The sequence below is a fragment of the Rheinheimera gaetbuli genome (assembly GCF_054781935.1).
The window spans coordinates 68,666-88,088 of the sequence record NZ_BAAGTL010000001.1; the positions used below are offsets into that span (position 1 = coordinate 68,666).

17 protein-coding genes are annotated in these 19,423 nt (G+C 50.1%); 6 read left to right on the forward strand and 11 right to left on the reverse strand.

Going from position 1 to position 19,423, the window contains the following annotated elements:
* Positions 1-182: 182 nt before the first annotated feature.
* The 5 genes from lysS to xerD form a co-directional block, all read right to left on the reverse strand.
* The gene (gene lysS, locus ACYVIC_RS00295; protein ID WP_460856206.1) at positions 183-1,703 is read right to left on the reverse strand and encodes a lysine--tRNA ligase; all 1,521 of its coding nucleotides are present in this window, start codon (positions 1,701-1,703) and stop codon (positions 183-185) included.
* Positions 1,704-1,746: 43 nt separating this feature from the next.
* Positions 1,747-2,845 (reverse strand): peptide chain release factor 2 gene (gene prfB / locus ACYVIC_RS00300; RefSeq protein WP_460856208.1). Its coding sequence is split into 2 segments (ribosomal slippage): positions 1,747-2,769 and positions 2,771-2,845, totalling 1,098 coding nucleotides; the frame shifts between segments, so codons are not numbered across the junction.
* 163 nt (positions 2,846-3,008) lie between these two features.
* Complete coding sequence (recJ, locus tag ACYVIC_RS00305; RefSeq protein WP_460856209.1) at positions 3,009-4,745, reverse strand: single-stranded-DNA-specific exonuclease RecJ; 1,737 nt, start codon at positions 4,743-4,745, stop codon at positions 3,009-3,011.
* Positions 4,746-4,751: 6 nt separating this feature from the next.
* Positions 4,752-5,468 (reverse strand): bifunctional protein-disulfide isomerase/oxidoreductase DsbC, encoded by a 717-nt coding sequence (gene dsbC / locus ACYVIC_RS00310; RefSeq protein ID WP_460856211.1) that lies wholly within the window; start codon positions 5,466-5,468, stop codon positions 4,752-4,754.
* Between the two features lie 20 nt (positions 5,469-5,488).
* Positions 5,489-6,400 carry a site-specific tyrosine recombinase XerD gene (gene xerD, locus ACYVIC_RS00315; RefSeq protein ID WP_460856213.1) on the reverse strand — a complete coding sequence of 304 codons (912 nt, stop codon included), beginning with the start codon at positions 6,398-6,400 and terminating at the stop codon, positions 5,489-5,491.
* Positions 6,401-6,558: 158 nt separating this feature from the next.
* On the opposite strand from xerD, the gene fldB reads away from it, so the two are divergent.
* On the forward strand, positions 6,559-7,080 hold the full coding sequence (fldB, locus tag ACYVIC_RS00320) for a flavodoxin FldB (RefSeq protein WP_460856214.1): 522 nt from the start codon (positions 6,559-6,561) through the stop codon (positions 7,078-7,080).
* Positions 7,081-7,087: 7 nt separating this feature from the next.
* Here fldB and ACYVIC_RS00325 read toward each other — a convergent pair whose 3' ends face one another.
* Positions 7,088-7,798, reverse strand: a complete 711-nt coding sequence (locus tag ACYVIC_RS00325) for a tRNA1(Val) (adenine(37)-N6)-methyltransferase (RefSeq protein WP_460856216.1) — start codon at positions 7,796-7,798, stop codon at positions 7,088-7,090.
* A 74-nt stretch (positions 7,799-7,872) separates the two neighbouring features.
* Here ACYVIC_RS00325 and srmB point away from each other — a divergent pair, with 74 nt between their 5' ends.
* Both srmB and ACYVIC_RS00335 read left to right on the forward strand, forming a co-directional pair.
* Complete coding sequence (gene srmB, locus ACYVIC_RS00330; protein ID WP_460856217.1) at positions 7,873-9,093, forward strand: ATP-dependent RNA helicase SrmB; 1,221 nt, start codon at positions 7,873-7,875, stop codon at positions 9,091-9,093.
* Positions 9,094-9,233: 140 nt separating this feature from the next.
* On the forward strand, positions 9,234-10,283 hold the full coding sequence (locus ACYVIC_RS00335) for a S66 peptidase family protein (protein WP_460856219.1): 1,050 nt from the start codon (positions 9,234-9,236) through the stop codon (positions 10,281-10,283).
* A gap of 147 nt (positions 10,284-10,430) precedes the next feature.
* On the opposite strand, the gene ACYVIC_RS00340 is transcribed toward ACYVIC_RS00335, so the two are convergent.
* The 3 genes from ACYVIC_RS00340 to ACYVIC_RS00350 form a co-directional block, all read right to left on the reverse strand.
* Positions 10,431-11,729, reverse strand: coding sequence for an inosine/guanosine kinase (locus ACYVIC_RS00340; protein ID WP_460856221.1), 1,299 nt, complete (start codon positions 11,727-11,729; stop codon positions 10,431-10,433).
* Positions 11,730-11,930: 201 nt separating this feature from the next.
* Positions 11,931-12,707, reverse strand: a complete 777-nt coding sequence (yaaA, locus tag ACYVIC_RS00345) for a peroxide stress protein YaaA (RefSeq protein ID WP_460856223.1) — start codon at positions 12,705-12,707, stop codon at positions 11,931-11,933.
* A 26-nt stretch (positions 12,708-12,733) separates the two neighbouring features.
* A complete protein-coding gene (locus ACYVIC_RS00350) occupies positions 12,734-14,350 on the reverse strand; it encodes a tetratricopeptide repeat protein (RefSeq protein ID WP_460856225.1) in 1,617 nt (538 codons plus the stop codon).
* A 205-nt stretch (positions 14,351-14,555) separates the two neighbouring features.
* On the opposite strand from ACYVIC_RS00350, the gene tal reads away from it, so the two are divergent.
* The 3 genes from tal to ACYVIC_RS00365 all read left to right on the forward strand — a co-directional run bounded on the left by tal (position 14,556) and on the right by ACYVIC_RS00365 (position 17,436).
* Positions 14,556-15,506, forward strand: coding sequence for a transaldolase (gene tal, locus ACYVIC_RS00355; protein WP_460856227.1), 951 nt, complete (start codon positions 14,556-14,558; stop codon positions 15,504-15,506).
* Between the two features lie 25 nt (positions 15,507-15,531).
* Positions 15,532-17,151 carry a glucose-6-phosphate isomerase gene (gene pgi, locus ACYVIC_RS00360; protein ID WP_460856229.1) on the forward strand — a complete coding sequence of 540 codons (1,620 nt, stop codon included), beginning with the start codon at positions 15,532-15,534 and terminating at the stop codon, positions 17,149-17,151.
* A gap of 111 nt (positions 17,152-17,262) precedes the next feature.
* A complete protein-coding gene (locus ACYVIC_RS00365; RefSeq protein ID WP_460856231.1) occupies positions 17,263-17,436 on the forward strand; it encodes a DUF3545 family protein in 174 nt (57 codons plus the stop codon).
* Between the two features lie 46 nt (positions 17,437-17,482).
* Here ACYVIC_RS00365 and ung read toward each other — a convergent pair whose 3' ends face one another.
* Both ung and thrC read right to left on the reverse strand, forming a co-directional pair.
* Positions 17,483-18,139 carry a uracil-DNA glycosylase gene (ung, locus tag ACYVIC_RS00370; protein WP_460856232.1) on the reverse strand — a complete coding sequence of 219 codons (657 nt, stop codon included), beginning with the start codon at positions 18,137-18,139 and terminating at the stop codon, positions 17,483-17,485.
* Entirely contained in the window at positions 18,139-19,422 is a 1,284-nt protein-coding gene (thrC, locus tag ACYVIC_RS00375) for a threonine synthase (protein ID WP_460856234.1), read from the reverse strand. Before thrC ends, ung begins: the two co-directional genes overlap by 1 nt.
* Position 19,423 lies beyond the last annotated feature (1 nt).

The following is a 19,423-nucleotide window of genomic DNA, read 5'->3' on the forward strand; positions in this document are numbered from 1 at the left end:
CCGCCAAGTTGCAAAATTGGTCCCAGTCTATTTCGCTAGCGGAATGTAAATCAAGCGTTTTGATCTTATAGTAATTTATGTTGCTGCAAACTGCGCAGTTAGAAGCATTAGCTGGCGGGTTAAGCACTAAAAACAAAAAAGCCAGACACGAGGTCTGGCTTTTCTTAAAACAGTAAGCACGCTTACTTATCGTGATGCATACGCATATGCGGGAACAGGATTACGTCGCGGATTGAGGCGGCGTCGGCCAGTAGCATTACCAGACGGTCGATACCGATACCCTGACCTGCCGTTGGTGGCAAACCGTGCTCTAACGCGGTGACGAAGTCTTCATCGTAGAACATGGCTTCGTCGTCACCGGCGTCTTTTTGCGCTACCTGATGATGGAAACGCTCGGCCTGATCTTCAGCATCGTTTAACTCGCTAAAGCCATTACCCAGCTCGCGGCCGCCGATAAAGAACTCGAAACGGTCGGTAATTTCCGGGTTGTGGTCGTTACGGCGCGCCAGTGGTGACACTTCGGCCGGGTATTCGGTAATAAAGGTTGGGTGGCGCAGCTTGGTTTCTACCAGCTCGTCAAACACTTCCATTAAAATACGGCCGTGGCCATAGTTATCTTTAACCTGAATACCCAGTGATTTGGCAAGCTCTGCTACCGCTTCACGCGTGGCCAGCTGCTCTTTGGTTACCGTTGGGTTGTAGTGCAATATAGACTCGGTAACCGACATGCGCGCAAACGGCTTGCCAAAGTCGAACACTTCGCCCTGATACGGCACTTCGGCACTGCCCAGTACGTGCTGTGCTAAACCACGGAATAACTTTTCGGTTAAGTCCATTAAGTCGTTGTAATCGGCGTAAGCCCAGTAGAATTCCAGCATGGTAAATTCCGGGTTGTGGCGCGTAGACACGCCTTCGTTACGGAAGTTACGGTTAAGCTCGAATACTTTTTCAAAGCCGCCTACCACTAAACGCTTTAAATACAGCTCTGGCGCGATACGCAAAAACATCTGCATATCCAGCGCATTGTGGTGGGTTTCAAACGGCCGCGCCGAGGCACCGCCCGGTATCGCCTGCAGCATGGGCGTTTCTACTTCTAAGAAGCCTTCGTCGTTAAAAAAGCGGCGAATGTAAGCCACGGTTTTGCTGCGTACTAAAAAGGTGTGGCGTGATTGCTCGTTGGAGATAAGGTCCAGGTAACGCTGGCGGTAACGCGCTTCGTTATCGGTTAAACCATGGAATTTATCCGGCAACGGACGCAGGGCTTTGGTTAGCAAGCGAATGTCGCTTAACCATACCGTTAGCTCGCCGGTTTGGGTTTTAAACAAATGGCCGGTAGCGCCTACAATGTCGCCTAAGTCCCACTTTTTAAACTGGTCGTTGTATACGCCCTCTGCCAGGCTGTCACGCGCGACATACAGTTGAATTTTGCCGCCCATATCCGAGATGGTTACAAAGCTGGCTTTACCCATAATACGGCGCGTCATAATACGGCCGCCTAAGCTTACGGTAATTTTTTGCGCTTCCAGCTCTTCTTTGCTTAAGTGATCGTATTTGGCAATCACGTCGCTGGAGATGCTGTCACGGCGAAAATCGTTCGGGAACATAAAGCCATCGGCACGCAGACCGGCCAGCTTGTGTTTTCGCTCAGCAATCAGTTTATTTACGTCCTGAATTTCTTCTTGTGGTTGCTGTTGGTCAGACATAGTGCGTTTCCTGATTGTGGTCGAAGTTTTAGTTAAGTAACAATTACAGCCCGGCTTTTAAGCTGGCTTCAATAAATTTGTCCAGATCGCCATCTAACACCGATTGGGTGTTGCGGGTTTCGATACCGGTACGTAAGTCTTTAATGCGCGAGTCATCCAACACGTAAGAGCGGATCTGGCTGCCCCAGCCGATATCCGACTTGGTATCTTCCAGCGCTTGCTTCTCGGCATTTTGTTTTTGTAGCTCAAACTCGTATAACTTGGCGCGCAGTTGCTTGTAGGCGTTGTCGCGGTTTTTATGCTGCGAGCGGTCGTTCTGACACTGCACCACAATGTTAGTGGGTAAGTGGGTAATACGCACAGCTGAGTCGGTACGGTTAACGTGCTGACCACCGGCACCCGAGGCACGGTAGGTGTCGATACGTAAATCGGCCGGGTTGATATCTATTTCAATATCATCGTCAATTTCCGGCGAGACAAACACCGAGGCAAACGAGGTATGGCGGCGGTTACCACTGTCGAACGGGCTTTTACGTACCAGGCGGTGTACGCCGGTTTCGGTGCGCAGCCAGCCGTAGGCATATTCGCCACTAAATTTAATGGTACAGCCTTTAATGCCGGCAACATCGCCGTCGGTTACTTCGTACAGCTCGGGTTTAAAGCCTTTATCTTCGCCCCAACGCAGGTACATACGCATTAAAATGCTGGCCCAGTCCTGCGCTTCAGTACCACCGGAGCCAGATTGAATATCCAGGTAGCAATCGTTCTGGTCATTTTTACCAGAGAACATACGGCGAAATTCTAACAGGCTCAGCTGTTTGTCTAAGTCGGCCAGTTCGGCTTTGGCTTCTTCAAAGGTGTCTTCGTCTTCAGCTTCAACTGCCAGCTCAAGCAAGCCTTCTACATCTTCCAGGCCGCGGTCCAGCTTGTCGATAGTGCCAACAATTTGTTCCAGTGCAGAACGTTCTTTACCTAAAGCCTGCGCTTTGTCCGGCGTATTCCAAATGGCCGAATCTTCTAATTCGCGCGAGACTTCTTCTAAGCGCTCTTTTTTGCCATCGTAGTCAAAGATACCCCCGAAGCACGTTGGTGCGTTCAGTAAGATCTTTAATGCTGTTGTACACCGGATTGACTTCAAACATGCTGTGCTCGGTAACCTTGAATAACGGGAGAAAAACAGGCGGGGATTGTAGCAAATATATCGCGGGACGTGCAGCCATCTACTATTAAAAAACCATAAGGCAGGCTAAAAATCCGGGCAAAGTGCTGGCGACGTCAATGGCAGCAGAGTTATCTGCCGCCGTTTTATAAGGCTGTCATGTATCTGACGATAAGCTGCAGGCTTTGTTTATCGCGGTACTCGTTAATATCCAGCTGGTAGGCCAACTGGACTTTTTGCACGTTAACATTGGGCCAGGCTTTGTTGTCGGCGTTAAACCAGATGGCATCAACCAGGGTGCCATCGCTGGTTTGTAGCATCATCTTTAAATGGCGATCGGCCAGCATTTTCTGGTTTATCAGGGTGAACTCACCGTCAAATACCGGCTCTGGAAACGCCTGGCCCCAGGGGCCGGCATTTTGCAGCAGTTGGGTAAAGCCAATATCAAAACACTCTGTTGGCAACTCGCCGTCGGTGTAGATCACTGCCGTTAACTGCTCGGGCGTTAAGTGTTTTTTTGCCGTTAAACTCAGCGCCAGTTTAAAGGTATCCAGCCGCTCAGCACTAATGGTTAAGCCAGCTGCCATGGCATGGCCGCCAAATTTTTTAATTAACCCCGGGTACTGGCTGGAAATTTCTTCCAGTAAATCGCGAATGTGTAAACCGTTTATCGAACGGGCTGAGCCTTTAAGCTCGCCCTCATCGCCCTGGGCAAACACCACTGTCGGGCGGTGAAACTGCTCTTTAATGCGTCCGGCCAAAATGCCAATAACGCCCTGATGCCAATCGTGGCGGTATAAACACAAACACTCAGGTAACTCGGTGCCATCGAAGGATAACTGGCTTAAAAATGCCTGTGCCTCTACCTGCATACTTTGCTCGATGGCGCGACGCTCGACATTTAAACTGTCCAGCTCGGCGGCGTATTGCCGAGCCAGGCCTAACTCTTTGGCCAACAGGCAACTTATACCCAGCGACATATCATCCAGCCGGCCGGCTGCGTTTAAGCGCGGCGCTAAAGCAAAGCCAAAATCACTGGCGGTAAGTTTAGCGGCACTTCGGTTAGCGACATCAATCAGTGCCTGAATGCCGGGGCGGCACTTACCGCTGCGAATACGCATTAAGCCCTGGTGCACTAAAATGCGATTGTTGCTATCCAGTGGAACCACATCGGCTACCGTGCCCAGTGCCACTAAATCCAGGAGCTCGGCTAGGTTGGGCTCGGCAATAGCGGCCCGACTAAAATACTGTTGCTCACGCAGTTTGGCGCGCAGTGCCAGTAACACATAGAACGCCACGCCCACACCTGCCAGCGCTTTACTAGCAAAGTTACAACCGGGTTGGTTAGGGTTTACTATGGCATCAGCGGCCGGTAATTCTGCCCCCGCCAGGTGATGATCGGTTACCAGCACCTTAACGCCGGCTTGTTTGGCCAGCGCCACACCGTCGATAGCAGATATACCGTTGTCTACGGTGATAATAAGCTCGGCGCCTTGCGCCACCGCCAGCTCGGCCATTTCCGGTGTTAAGCCATAACCGTATTCAAACCGGTTAGGTACCAGATACTCTACCCGCTTAAACCCCAGAGCTTTAAGGCCGCTAAGCAATACCGCGGTGCTTGTTGCACCATCGGCATCAAAGTCACCAACTATTACCAGCTGTTGCTGCTGCTGCAGTGCTTCACAAAGCAGTTTAACTGCGGTATGAATACCCTTTAAAGTACTAAACGGCAGTAAACTGGCCGCACCGCGTTCCAGCTCTGCAGCACTGCTAACGCCCCTGCTGGCGTAGAGCCGGGTTAACAATGGGTGCAGGCTAGTGGCTAAATCAGGTAGCACGCCGGGCAGTTGCCGGCGCACTATATTGGGGGTTACTGCAGACATAATGGCTTAAGATTTCGCCTCTAACTGCGCCAGCAAGGCTTTGGCAGGTTGATAACCCGGAATAAGCCGGCCGCTGGGTAAGATAATTGCCGGTGTGCCGTTAATGCCAAACGACTGGCCCATCTCGTACTGGCTTTTTACCGGGTTAGTACACATAGCCGGCTTTATTTTGTCGCCGTCTTTAGCCGCATCCATAGCGCCACGGTTGTCTTTAGTGCACCAGATATGTTGCATTTGCAGGTAGGTTTCCGAGCCTACTCCACCACGGGGAAACGCCAGGTAACGCACTGTGATACCGGCGTTATTATAATCCTGCATTTCATGGTGTAATTTGCGGCAATAACCACAACTGGGATCGGTAAATACGTTGATCACGTACTTTTCATTTTTAGCTTTGTATTCAATCACACCGTCTGCGGCCTTCGCGACCTGCTGCTGAATATAAGGCCGCATTTGCTGCTCGTTTACCAGCTGCTGGTTTTTCAGATCGTAAATATTACCCTCAAAAAAGTACTGGCCGTCGTTAGAGGTGAAAAACAGCCCCTTGTTGGTAAACACCTGTAACATGCCGTCCAGCGGGCCTTCCGACACGGCGTTAACGCTTAAACTCAACGCGGCAAACTGCTGCTCTATATGCTGGTATTGCGATTCGGCCGGCTTAATTTGTGCTACAGCGCCAGCCATTAAACCCAGACCACAGAGGGCGACTACTAACTTTTTCATAACTGTTTCCTGCCTTGCGCTCACGGGCGCGGATGATGTAATTGATGCAAGCTTTGTAACCTGGCCTGCGCAACATGGGTATAAATTTGCGTGGTAGATAAATCGCTGTGACCCAGCAACATCTGTACAACGCGCAAATCAGCGCCATGGTTCAGTAAATGAGTGGCAAACGCATGACGCAACGTATGTGGCGACAGCGCGGCCTGAATGTGCGCTACTTTGGCATAAAATTTAATCCGGTGCCAGAACGTTTGCCGCGTCATCTGCTGTGCCCGGCTGCTTGGGAACACCACATCCAGCATTTGGCCGCCCAACAGCAGCACTCTGGCCTCGCGCAAATAGCGCAGCAACCAATGCGCCGCTTCTTCGCCCATTGGCACCAGGCGCTCTTTTTCGCCTTTGCCCACCACCCTTACCAGACCGTGTTGCAGGTTAATTTGTTGCATGGTCAAAGCAACTAATTCTGACACCCTCAAGCCACTGGCATACAGCAATTCCAACATGGCTTTGTCACGAAACTGAATGGGGTCGCTGATGTCCGGCGCATTGAGCAGTGCATCGACATCCTGCTCGGATAAACTTTTTGGCAGGCTGCGACCAATTTTCGGGTTTAACAGCTGCGACAACGGGTTATCGGCCATCTTACCGCTTTGATGCAGATAGGCGTAAAAGCGACGCAAACTACTAAGTGCGCGGGATGTACTGCGCGGGCTAAATTGTTTATCCACCCGCACGGCCAGATAACGGTTTACCAGCTGACTGTTGCAACTTAACAAACTGTGCTGCTGACTGGCCAGAAACTGGGCAAACTTTTTTAAATCTGTGCCATAGGCACTAAGCGTGTGCTCACTAACGCCTTTATCCAGCCATAGCTGATCAAGGAAGGCGCTAATTAACGCTTGCTCTGATAATACAATTTCCTTTGATGCCACTGCTACTGCCGAAACTAACCGATAATTTAATGCTGCTTATGGTAGCGCATGCCAGCCGTGGCGCAAAGCCGCCATTTTGTCTGTCGTGCTGTTCTGCTACACTATGCCACCTTTTTTAGCGCTGGCTTGGTTGGCGCCTACCTAGTTGTGAGACTGCGATGAAAATCGGCTTATTTTATGGCTCTACCACCTGCTATACCGAAATAGTGGCAGAGAAAATTCAGGCACTGATTGGTGCTGATATTGTAGAGCTGAATAATATTAAGCAGGTACCGCTTGGCAAGATGGCCGATTACGACATCCTGATCCTCGGCCTGTCGACGTGGGATTTCGGCGAAATTCAAGAAGACTGGGAAGCGCATTGGGATGACATTCAGGCGGTAGATTTACGCGGTAAAATTATCGCTATTTATGGCATGGGTGATCAACTGGGTTACGCCGAGTGGTTTATTGATGCCGTGGGCATGCTACACGATGCTATAGCGCCACAAAATCCGCACCGTATCGGTTTTTGGCCTGCTGCCGGTTACGATTTTATTGCCTCTAAAGCGCTAACTGAAGATGGTTCGTACTTTTATGGCCTGGCACTGGATGATGAGAACCAGTACGACTTAACCGACGCACGGTTAAATGACTGGGTTAACCAGATATTACCGGAAATTGCGGCGGCGCTGGAATAAGCCGCCATTAAAACTTAAGATAAAAATCCCGTAACAGCGCCTTGTAATCAGCCGTATAGCTGCCATCAGCTTGTTGGATAACCAAGCTGCTGTATTGCGTTGGTTGCGCCACGTTGCCCAAACTTAGTAACACGCGCTGTACCGGTTTGTCTGCCCGGCTGTGCACATCACAACGCTGCAGTAAAAACCAACCCTGGGCCAGTGCCAGCTGCTGCATGTGCTGCGCGCCAGACAGCGGCAGTATTAACGTAAACACACCTTGTGGCGCCAGCAAATCAGCGGCTTTATTTAACAATGCCAGAAACGGCAAGCTGTCTGTATGCCGCGCCTGAGCACGGCGTGCATCGGCAGATAGCAGCGATTGTTGAAAAAACGGCGGGTTAGATACAATTAAGCGGTAACGTTTGCTACTGCTATAGGTTAGAATGTCGCCCTTTATCAGCCGCACTGCATTAGGCCACGGGCTGTTGGCCACATTGGCGGCAGCTTGCTCCGCAGCGGCAGGGTCTAACTCTATCGCATCTATCGCATTGGCAGAGTCGGTGCGCTGAGCTAACATCAGGCTTATCAGGCCGGAACCGGCGCCAATATCGAGAATATCGCTATGCGGTGGCGGTAGTGGTGCAAAGGCACCCAATAATAAACCGTCAGTGCCGACTTTCATCGCGCACTGATCATGAGCAACATAGAATTTTTTACATTGAAAACCGGCTGACATCAGCACCTCCACCCCGCCAGTTTACGGCGAAGCAGGCGCGCTGTCACCGTACAGGTAATCAGGCTGAGGACACCATGACAACATTCGCAGATTTTCAACTGGACGACGATATTAACCGCGCCATCAGCATGCGCGGTTTTACCCAGCCGACACTGATCCAGGACATGGCGATCCCACTGGCGCTGGAAGGCAAAGACTTACTCGCCAGTGCGCCAACCGGCACCGGTAAAACCCTGGCCTTTGTGTTGCCGGCTATTCAGTACCTGCTTGATTTTGGCCGTAAAGACCCAGGCTTCGCCCGTGTATTAGTAATGACACCAACGCGCGAGCTGGCTTATCAGGTGTATGACGAGTTTAAACATTTTACCCAGTTTACCGAGCTTAATGTTGGCGTGATCACCGGTGGTATTAATTACGGCAGCCACAAAGACACCCTGGAAAAAAATAACGATATTCTTATCGCAACACCGGGCCGGTTAACCGAATACCTGGACGAAGAAAGCTTTCAGGCCGATGAAGTTGAACTGCTTATTCTGGATGAAGCCGACCGCATGCTGGACATGGGCTTTATTGGTGAGATGAACCGTATTGTGTTGGAAGCCCGCCGCCGCCGGCAAACCTTTTTATTTTCGGCCACCCTTGAGGGCGCTAATTTAGAACGTTTTGCCGCACGCGCATTAAAAGAGCCCGAGCGGGTAGAAGCAATACCGTCACGCAAAGAAAACGCCAAAATTTTGCAGTGGGTACATTTAGCCGATGACGCACAGCATAAACTGGCACTGCTACTGCATTTGTTAAAGCAAGAAGATGTCACCAAAGCCATCGTCTTTATTAAAACCCGTGAACGTCTGGCCAGCTTAACCGGACAGTTAGAGACCGCCGGTCTGCGTTGTGGCTGGTTACAGGGTGAAATGCCGCAAGACAAACGCATGCAAGCAGTAGAACGTTTTAGCAGCGGCCGGGTAAAAATTTTACTGGCCACTGATATCGCAGCCCGCGGCCTGGATATTGACGATATTAGCCATGTAATTAACTTTGACATGCCGCGCAGTGCCGACGTTTACCTGCACCGTATTGGTCGCACCGGCCGTGCCGGCAAAAAAGGCACCGCCATTTCACTGATTGAAGCGCACGATATGGCGATACTGGCCAAAGTAGAGCGTTATGTTGAACAAAAACTAAAACGCCGGGTGATAGAAGCACTACGGCCAAAAAACAAAGAAGCTAAGGTGCCGGTGAAAAAGAAAAAGCCAACCAAAGCTGCGGCAAAAAAAGCTGCGAAAAAGGTAAAATAATCCGCAATATCCTGCCTGACCGCCGGCGATAAAAAGTTGGCGGTTATCGCATTTCTGCGCCACCGCCTTGGAATTTTTTAGTAAAGCTGCTATTGATATGTTGAATAAATTATTTTCAGTGTCATTGATGGAGCCAGCCGATGGACAAAAGACAATTTATAAAAAACTGCGCCCTGACTGCTGCCTTGCTGCCGCTGGCCAGTTGCAGCAGTGTTATGGCCGCACCATCGGCCGGCGCTAAACGTCTGCTGCCGCTGGCGTTAAAACCAGGTGATACTGTCGCCCTGGTTAGCCCGTCTAAAGCCACCGACGAAGCGCTGGACTTACAAATAGCGCAGGAAGTCATGCAAGCATTGGGCTTTAAAGTAAAAACCGGTAAACACCTGGCTGCCCGTCGCGGCCATTTAGCCGGCACCGATGCTGAGCGTGCCAGCGATATCAATGCCATGTTCGCCGATAAAGAGGTTAAAGCTATTATTTGTCTGCGTGGCGGTTCAGGCGCGGCCCGCTTGCTACCTCTGCTGGATTACAAACTTATTCGCAATAACCCTAAAGTACTGCTGGGCTATTCTGACATCACGGCTTTGCACAATGCTATTCACGCCCAAACCGGTTTGGTTACCTTTCACGGCCCGAACGGCACCGGCAGTTGGAACAGCTTTAATGCCGACCAGTTTCAGCGGTTGTTTTTCAACCGCGAGTTAATGCAATACCAAAATGTACTGGATGCCAAAGACGAGTTAGTGGCGCGGCAAAACCGCACCATTACCATCACTGGAGGCAAGGTGCAGGGTGAATTAGTCGGTGGCAATTTAACCGTACTAACGGCTTTAGCCGGCTCACCTTACCTGCCTGACTTCGCAGGTAAAATACTGTTTTTAGAAGACGTAGAAGAAGCGCCATACCGGGTTGATCGTATGCTTAGCACATTAAAGCTGATGGGCGCGCTGGATAAAATAGCCGGCTTTATTTTTGGTGAATGCACCGCTTGTCGCCCCAGCGGTGGCTATGGCTGGCTGACGATGGATCAGATTTTTGACGACCATATTAAGCCGCTGAATATCCCGGCCTACCGAGGCGCCATGATTGGCCATATTAAACAGCAGTTTATTGTGCCGGTAGGTGGCCGCGTAGAGCTGGATGCCGATGCCGGTACATTCCGCTTACTGGACAGTGTGTTTCAGAGTTAATAAACAGATAGTGATAGTGCTCGAAGGTGGGCGTCCCGATGCGCAGCCACAGAGTGTCTGAGCAAGCCAGGGATGGCTTGCGAGTTGCTGTGGCGAGCACAGCGGGATTGCCCACTAAAGCAGCGCCACACCAAGTTCAATGCGCTATCATCTTTCCCAGTAAGCCTCTTCCAGGCTGTCTTCCCGCTCGGGTAAGCCTTTGGATAGGCGCGGCGCGTTTTGTACCAGAATTTCATAGCTTACCCGGTTGGCATACTTGCAAATTTGCGCAAACGACGAATAGGCTAAATACGGCTGCTCGTGCTTGCCAGATAACGGCTGCACCTGCTTATGAAAATGATTTGCCGCCATATCATGCAAAATGGCCGACAGCGCACCATCCCCGGCTCCGTTAGTGTTTTTAATACGCTCTGGCCCGCCTAAATAGGGGTCGATATGCGAATACACCTTTAGCGGCTTATCACAGTGGGCATGCAACATCGGCCGGCTAAATTCAAACTGGTTAAAATCGGCCAGGCTGGCAGACTTTATCGGATTGCTGCTTTCACGTTTTACGCTGTCATCGGTATGGCCACAGAGGTATAAACCTTCCGGCCCAGCAGTGATCAACACCATATCGGTATGATCTAATATGGCTTCGGCGGCTTTTAGCGGATCGGCAAAGCCGGTTAAGGCTTCGGCTTCCAGTTCGTTCATCGCCAGCACGTTGACGTAGTCTTTAATGGTACGCAAAATTTGTTCGCGGTTCTCTTCTACCAAATGGCGGGTACCCAGGCTCATTACCACCGGGACATTATGCGCTTTGGCATCTTGCAGCGCTTTTAACATCGCTTGCTGTATTGGCTGATCAGTGGCACGCAGTGGGTAGGCACTAACCACAAAAGCAGCAGCTGCGGCAATAATATCAGTGGGAATATAGTCCGGGCTTAATTCGTCCATATCGCTGGGATCGATAACAAAGGTACGCTCACCGTCCGGCGTTATCATGGTAATGCCCCGGCCTATATCACCAGCTACGCCTTGCAGATGGTTCATATCTACTTTAGAACTGGTGTGGCAAACATAGTGATACGCCGGCGAGCCCAGCGCAATATTGGCCGACATTACGCCAAGCAGCACCGATTTATCATCGGCCAACACCGAATAATTGTGAATAGTATTACCAATAGTGCCACCGGCAAAATGATCGGAAATGGCGTTGTGTGCTACCAGCTCCTGATAGATCAGGTTGGCTTTACCGTGTTCGACCAGGTTAGATAAGCCTTTGTGAATGTTGTACTTTTGCAAAAACTCATCACTAACGCTGGCCACCACATCAACAATAGTTTGATCCAGGCCGACGATATAGGTATCCAGCTCTGGCCGCACTTCGAAGCTGGGCAACTGAGGTTTAGGCTGGGATACCGGGAAATAATGTTTAATTTTACGCAGGCCGGGAAATTTCATCTGTGATACCAGGTTTAAGCCGCTACCGGCAAAGAGCGGCATTGTAACAAAAATTCGGACGGACGTAATGTTGAATCAATCGGCAGAATCGGTTTGTTCTAAGTCAACCGTTGAAGGCATGGATGCCTGAATCGAGCCCCCATGGAAGGGTTTACGGCGTGTTGACGTGAACAAGCCGGTTCAGCTCACGCCTTGCAAGAACTATTCTGTATTATGGCGTAAAAATACCAGCTCATTTGCCGACGATTGTTCAGCGCTAAATTGATATCCAGCTAAATCAAAGTCTTTTAGCTTGCTTGCCTCAGTTATACGCTGTTGAATAATATAACGCGCCATTAAACCACGCGCTTTTTTAGCAAAGAAGCTGATAATTTTATACTGGCCGTTTTTAAAATCTTTAAATACCGGAGTAATAAGGCGGGCATTTAGCAGCTTGGGTTTTACCGCTTTAAAATATTCCTGCGACGCCAAATTTACCACCAGCTCGCTGTTGAGCTCACTAAGCTGCTGATTGAGTAGGGTGGTAATCGTATCCTGCCAGAAAGCATATAGATCTTTACCTTGCGGATTTGCCAGCTTAGTGCCCATTTCCAGCCGGTAGGGTTGCATTAAATCGAGTGGCCGGAGCACACCATACAAACCACTCAGAATACGTAAGTGCTGCTGGGCAAAGGCGATATCGTCATCCGATAAACTTAATGCGTCCAGGCCCTGATATACATCACCATTAAAAGTAAACAATGCCGCTTTGGCATTGTGTTCAGTGAACGGTAATTGCCACTGAGCAAAACGGGCGGCATTTAAGCCGGCAAGCTTGTCACTAATGTGCATCAGGCCAGATAAATCATTTGGTGTCAGATCTTTGCAAATATCGGCCAGTTGCTGGCTTTGCTGCAGTAATTGCGGCTGGGTAACAGCGACTTTTTGCGTTAGCGGTTGAACATCCAAATCTTTGGCGGGAGAAACAAGCAACAACATAGATAATGTCCTGAATTCTTGAAAAATTATTTAAGATACAGTTCTGGTAGTTTTGGCAGTAAATTGGCTAGTCGCTGCTGATTAGCGTCCGTTTTGTTACTAAACTCCAACGCGTTCAGCGCAGTCTTCGCCAGCGCAACCAGCTTTTTATCTGCAGGCAACTCGGTAAGTGTTTGCAGCAAATTTAAAATTAATGCGGCATTGCAGGGCATATATATAAACGCCTGGCGCAATTGCACCAATGCTGCGCCAGCATCACCTTGCTGCATCAGCTCCATACCGGCCTGATTCCACTGCCGGATCATTATTCGTTGCTGTTGCTCTTGCAAGGGCAGCGCCTTGGCAAGCAAATTCTGGCCGCAGCGGTTTAGATCTGTGCAGGGGCGCTCACAGGCTTTTAGCTCTGCCAGATACTGCTCTGATAATTTTACCTCGCCAAGCGAAAACGCCAGACACGCACAGTCAAGAAAACCCGCTGGGTCTGACGGTAATTCTTGCTGGCGCAATAACTCCAATTGTTGTTTTGCGTCGGCAAAATTGCCTTGCAGCAGGCCAAACCTGGCGCGCAATACGGCAACGGCGGCATCGGTTTTATCGCTTTGAAGTTTATTTGGTAACGAGGATAATGCGTCAGTGGCTTTTTTAAGCAGACCGGCAACCTCTGCCGCAGCTGCACGCTGTGCCTGCTGCAGTATCAAACGGCTTAACGAAAAATAGAATTCTGCCCGGTCAAAGCCGGAGAACCTGTACTGCTGAATAAGTTTTTGCCAGTACTTAATTGCCTCATCTGTATTGCCGCTGCACTCTAATGCTATCGCTATAGCCAGATGAGCCTCGATATGTGTCGGCTGGTTTTTAAGTAGTTCGCTAAGCTGTTGTCTGGCCTCGGCATATTGCCCTTGTTGCAGAAATAAGCAAGCCAGCCATTGCTGAGCCTCGGGGCGTATATCATCAGCTTCGGTCATTTCAACCAGTAACTGCTGCGCCTGCGTAAATTCCTGCTGCTGCAATAACGTAACCGCATAGCCTAACCGGCTCCAACTGAAGTCTCGCTGCTGTAGTACCTGCTCATATAATTTTTGCGCTGCGGCAAAATTGCTCTCACGCAGCAGCACCTCCCCCATCAGGCGCAAGGCCGGTAAGGATGCAGAGCTGCGCGCATTGATCACCTGGTCCAGCTCCAGCTGGGCAGTATGATGATCATCGTCTTTTAATGCCTGATACACTTTGCGCAGTTTTAGCCGGTGGTTCCACACTTTTGCCAGGCGCTTTTCCAGTTCAATATAAGAAAAAGGTTTCAGGATAAACGCGTCCGGCGCGCCTTTTAATAAGCCCAGCACGGGTAAACGCCGGGGCTCGGCGCTCATCAGCAAAAAGCAACAGCCCGACTTTAACGACGCTTGCTGACTAACATCGTTAAAAAGCTGCAGCGCATCCTGGCCAGCGCCCAGATCAAAATCGGCTAGCACAAAATCAAAGCTATGCTTTTTTATCAGTGCAATAGCCTGCAAAGCATCGGACGCAGTGGTAACATCATCGAAACCTATTTGCTGTACCATGCCCTTAATAGAAGCACGTACCGGCTCACAGTCTTCAATTAACAATAGTTTTTTACTTTTATAGAAGCTGGCTTGGAAGATCATCGAGATCCTGTGCTAATTTACTGTTACAACTTGGTATCGGCATACTACCGACAGAACAGGCAATATAGTAACTTAGATTACTCCATGCAACGCTATTATCATGAGTTTTCCGTTACAACAGCCTTTTGTTGTAATTTTTCTACATAAATTGCTTATTAGAGCCAATATCACTAATATGTGAGCAAAAATACGGTAATAAAACAACATGAACAACATACTCTCTCAACTAAAAGCGGTAACCACCGTGGTAGTAGACAGTGGCGATCTGACGGCAATTGAACAATTTCGTCCGGTTGATGCAACGACTAACCCCAGTTTACTGCTAAACGCCAGCCAGCAAGATTTTGCCAAGCCGTTGCTAGCAAGCGCTGTAGCGTACGCCAAGCGCAACAGCAATGACAGTGCTGGGCAACTGAGTCTGGCATCAGACAAATTCGCTGTCGATATCGGCACTAGCATAACTAAGCTGGTACCTGGCCGGGTATCCACTGAAGTAGACGCCCGTTTATCTTTTGATACCGCAGCAACGGTAGCTAAAGCCAGGCAACTGGTTGCACTTTATAACGAAAATGGTATTGGCACCGAGCGGATCCTGATAAAAATTGCCTCGACCTGGGAAGGGATCCAGGCCGCACGCCAGCTGGAACAGCAGGGCATTCAATGTAATCTGACGTTGCTATTCCATATGGCGCAGGCCAGAGCCTGTGCAGAAGCCGGTGTATATTTAATATCGCCTTTTGTCGGCCGCATTCTGGATTGGTACAAAGCCAGCACTGGCCAGGATTACAGCAGCGAAACCGATCCTGGTGTATTGTCGGTGCGCGACATTTACCGCTTTTACAAGCAGCATGGTTTCAATACGGTGGTGATGGGCGCAAGTTTTCGTAACACCGGCGAAGTGCTGGCACTGGCCGGCTGTGATCGCCTGACGATAAGCCCGGCGTTGCTGGCAGAGTTAAGCCAGATGCAGGGTGAACTTGTGGTGCATTTAACTGACAACGGGGCCAGCTCAACTGCACCAGAACAACTGACCGAGAGTCAGTTCCGCTGGGCAATGAATGAAGATGCTATGGCCACTGAAAAACTGGCTGAGGGTATTCGCAAGTTTGCTATCGACCAACGCAAACTGGAACAAACGATCCAGCAAGCGCTGTAACAACATTTCATTAAGGGAGTAGTCTATGTTAGCCACTCATTGGTCAGCGTTAAAAACGCTGGCCGCTCAGCCCATATCATTACGACAGGCTTTTGCTGCGGATCCAGCCCGGGCCAGTCGCTATAGCATGACAGCTTGCGGTATTTTGCTGGACTACTCGAAAAACCTTATCGACGATACAAGCTGGCAAGCTTTGCAGCAGCTGGCGGCACAAAGCCCGCTGCAGCAAAAGCTGCAAGCGATGTTAGCCGGCGATAAGATTAACAACACCGAACAGCGCACTGTCTGGCATATGATGCTGCGCAAAACCGATGTAACGGGCCTGACGCTGGATGGCGAAGATGTTGGCAGCCAGATCCTCGCCTGCCGGGACAAAATGACAGCGCTGGTCAACCAACTACATAGCGGCGAATATAAAGGCTACAGCGGTAAAGCGATTACTGACCTGATTTGGGTTGGCATTGGCGGCTCACTGCTGGGCCCACAAATGGCTGTTGAGGCGTTAACGCCGTATCACTGCAGCCCGGTTAAATTGCATTTTGCCGGCAATATCGACGGCGCTGTAGTCTCTGATGTGGTGAAAAACCTCGACCCGGCTACCACCCTTGTTGTTGTGGCGTCGAAATCTTTTGGCACCGAAGAAACCAAACAAAACGCGCTGGCTATCCGCCAGTGGTTTAAAGATCAGGGTGCAGACAGCGCCGCTATCGCCCGTCATTTTTGGGCTACCTCGTCAAATATCAGCGCCGCAGCCGAGTTTGGTATAGTACCAGAGCACATCCTGCCAATGTGGGATTGGGTGGGTGGTCGTTATTCCTTATGGTCGGCAATTGGTTTACCGCTGGCATTAATGATTGGCAATACCCACTTTGCCCAGCTGCTGGCCGGTGCCGAAGCGATGGATCAGCATTTTGTTACTGCGCCTGCAGCCGCAAACATGCCGCTAACGTTAGCATTGCTGGGCATTTGGTATATCAATGGCTTTGGCTGCCAGGCCCAGGCGTTGTTGCCATACAGCCATTATTTGCGCTTGCTACCCTCCTATGTACAGCAGCTGGATATGGAGTCTAACGGCAAGAGTGTTGACATTGATGGCCAACCACTCACTGATGCTACCGCGCCGGTAATATGGGGCGATGCCGGTACCAATGGTCAGCACGCTTATCATCAGTTACTACATCAAAGTGCGCTGGCTGTACCGGCAGATTTTATTCTGCCAGTTTCCAGTGCGCATAATTTGGCTGACCATCATCAGCGTTTAGCTGCGCATTGCTTTGCCCAAACTCAGGCCCTGATGCAGGGTAAAACGCTACAGGAAGCCACTGAGGAGTGCCTTAGCGCAGGCATGACAACACAGCAAGCTGCTGCATTGGCACCGCATAAGGTGTCACCAGGCAATAAACCCAGCAATACTTTGCTGTTACCGGCACTGTCACCCTATTATCTGGGTGCATTAATTGCCCTTTATGAACATAAAGTTTTTTGCCAGGGCGTGTTGTGGGGGCTTAATTCATTCGATCAATGGGGCGTTGAACTGGGTAAACAGTTGTCCGGGCCGATTTACCAGGCGCTTTGTGGCACAGATAGCAGTAGCCTGGATAACTCAACCCAGGCACTAATAGCGCACTTTATGCGACAAAAATAGCACTAAATACGCCGGGCCTGTCATCAGGTTGTCACTTGGGTGTTTTATTTTCGATAGAAATGTGGTAAACACTTTGTTGAAAATAACAACAACACTCAGAGAGGCAAAACAATGGAAAGCTTCGAAGATTTACTGAATATGTTGGAACGCCCCGCTGCCAAACCTAAGGCAGTAAAGCGTAAATGGCGCGAAATAGAGCAACTGAAGGAGCGGCAACGCCTCAAAAAAGAGCTTACAGACATAGACTGGACCATAGAGCCGGAATTGACTGACATAGAGTTGTAAAAAACGCCCGCATTAATCTGCGGGCTTTTTTATTTGTACTATGCCATTACAGTTGCCAGTTTATCAGGCTTTTGCCTTGTTGCTGCAGCAAGGCATTTGTTTGCTTAAAATGGCCGCAACCAAGAAAACCGCGATGGGCTGATAGCGGTGACGGATGCGGTGCTTCCAGCACATGATGGCGCTGACGGTCAATAAAACGGCCTTTCTTTTGCGCATGTGAACCCCACAGCAGAAACACAATCCCCTGGCACTGGCTACTTATCTGCGCTATGACCTTATCGGTAAACTGCTCCCAGCCTAAATGCCTGTGAGAATTAGCCTGTGTCGCTACCACCGTTAACACGGTATTAAGCAGTAACACGCCCTGCTCTGCCCAACGTTCTAAGCAACCATGGCTGGGGATCTGGAAATCCGGGTATTCTAACGCCAGCTCTTTATACATATTTTGCAGCGACGGCGGCACCCGGACACCATTACGAACTGAAAACGCCAGCCCATGTGCCTGATTTGGTCCATGGTAAGGGTCCTGCCCCAGGATCACCACTTTCAGTTTATCCAGCTCAGTCAGTTTAAAGGCATTAAACACATCGGCCTCGGGCGGGTAGATAACCTGCCCCGCCAGTCGTGCCTGTTTAACTTGCGACAGCGTCTCAATAAAGTAAGGCTGAGTTTTCTCTTCGCCGAGTAACTGCTGCCATGACATTAATGTGACTCCAATGCCAGTAGCGCCTGTTTCAGCTCGACAAAATCGGCAGCAATATCACGACATAAGCTCTGCTCCGCCGCGCAGCGCGCCAAAGCTTCAGGCAAGGCTAAGGGTGTACCAAGAATGTTCTCAACCTGTTCTTTAAATTTTGCCGGATGGGCGGTACCCAGAAAAATGCCGTACTCGCCGCTTTGCAAACTACGCTTGAGTGCCTTAAATGCCACAGCAGCGTGTGGTTCGCTTAAATAACCCAACTGCGACAACTGCCGTACGCCCAGCACGGTGTCGTCTTCATCCACCATGACTGCTTCAATATCATCCCGACAAATAACACCTTGTGCCAGCAAAGCCTCAACCCGTGGCCAGTTGTTCGGCGCCGCCACATCCATCGCATTAGACAACGTAGCCACAGTAGTTTTAGGTTGCCAGTCGCCGCTGCGCCAGTATCGTGGCACAGTATCGTTACTGTTAGTGGCCGCAACCATACGCTTAATCGGTAAGCCCAATGCCTTGGCGATCAGGCCAGCTGTAAGATTACCGAAATTGCCACTGGGTACAGCAACAACGACCTGAGCACGTTTTTCGGCCGGCACCTGAGCAAAGGCTTCAAAGTAGTAACATACTTGAGCAAATAAACGGCTGATATTAATAGAGTTAGCAGAATTAATACCCAGCTGCTGCACCAGTGGTTTATCGTCAAATACCTGCTTTACCAGCGCCTGGCACTGATCAAAATCACCGTCTACCGCTAATGTGGTAATGTTTTCGCCCAAGGTGGTAAACAGCTTTTCCTGTAACGGGCTGATTTTGCCTTTTGGAAATAAAATCACTACCTTGACGCCTGGCTGGCGATAAAACGCATGCGCCACAGCTGCACCGGTATCTCCAGAGGTAGCAGTGACTATGGTGGTATCTTTGCCAGACTGCGCTTTAGCCAGCGCCTGCGCCATAAAACGACCGCCAAAGTCTTTAAACGCCAGTGTTGGGCCATGAAACAGCTCCAGACAAGCCAAATCATCACCTACGCTAACCAGAGGTGCCGGAAACGTAAATGCCCGTTGCAGCATCTGCGCTACTTCAGTAGCCGTTAATTCATCGCCAATCAACGCTTTGAGGATCTCGCTGCTACGCTGCACCAGCGGCATCGCTAATAACGCATCTATATCAAGCTTGGGCCACTGCGTGGGGAAAAACAGCCCCTGCTGCAAACCCAGGCCCTGGCGAACGGCCTGTAAAAAACTCACCTGCTCAGCCGCTACTTTTAAATTTGTTAATTGCATA

What these genes read in the sequence shown, in the direction of transcription:
- lysS (WP_460856206.1), bottom strand. Translation starts at nt 1,703, where the DNA reads ATGTCTGACCAACAGCAACCACAAGAAGAAATTCAGGACGTAAATAAA.
- recJ (WP_460856209.1), bottom strand. Translation starts at nt 4,745, where the DNA reads ATGTCTGCAGTAACCCCCAATATAGTGCGCCGGCAACTGCCCGGCGTG.
- dsbC (WP_460856211.1), bottom strand. Translation starts at nt 5,468, where the DNA reads ATGAAAAAGTTAGTAGTCGCCCTCTGTGGTCTGGGTTTAATGGCTGGC.
- fldB (WP_460856214.1), top strand. Translation starts at nt 6,559, where the DNA reads ATGAAAATCGGCTTATTTTATGGCTCTACCACCTGCTATACCGAAATA.
- ACYVIC_RS00325 (WP_460856216.1), bottom strand. Translation starts at nt 7,798, where the DNA reads ATGTCAGCCGGTTTTCAATGTAAAAAATTCTATGTTGCTCATGATCAG.
- srmB (WP_460856217.1), top strand. Translation starts at nt 7,873, where the DNA reads ATGACAACATTCGCAGATTTTCAACTGGACGACGATATTAACCGCGCC.
- ACYVIC_RS00335 (WP_460856219.1), top strand. Translation starts at nt 9,234, where the DNA reads ATGGACAAAAGACAATTTATAAAAAACTGCGCCCTGACTGCTGCCTTG.
- ACYVIC_RS00340 (WP_460856221.1), bottom strand. Translation starts at nt 11,729, where the DNA reads ATGAAATTTCCCGGCCTGCGTAAAATTAAACATTATTTCCCGGTATCC.
- yaaA (WP_460856223.1), bottom strand. Translation starts at nt 12,707, where the DNA reads ATGTTGTTGCTTGTTTCTCCCGCCAAAGATTTGGATGTTCAACCGCTA.
- ACYVIC_RS00350 (WP_460856225.1), bottom strand. Translation starts at nt 14,350, where the DNA reads ATGATCTTCCAAGCCAGCTTCTATAAAAGTAAAAAACTATTGTTAATT.
- tal (WP_460856227.1), top strand. Translation starts at nt 14,556, where the DNA reads ATGAACAACATACTCTCTCAACTAAAAGCGGTAACCACCGTGGTAGTA.
- pgi (WP_460856229.1), top strand. Translation starts at nt 15,532, where the DNA reads ATGTTAGCCACTCATTGGTCAGCGTTAAAAACGCTGGCCGCTCAGCCC.
- ACYVIC_RS00365 (WP_460856231.1), top strand. Translation starts at nt 17,263, where the DNA reads ATGGAAAGCTTCGAAGATTTACTGAATATGTTGGAACGCCCCGCTGCC.
- ung (WP_460856232.1), bottom strand. Translation starts at nt 18,139, where the DNA reads ATGTCATGGCAGCAGTTACTCGGCGAAGAGAAAACTCAGCCTTACTTT.
- thrC (WP_460856234.1), bottom strand. Translation starts at nt 19,422, where the DNA reads ATGCAATTAACAAATTTAAAAGTAGCGGCTGAGCAGGTGAGTTTTTTA.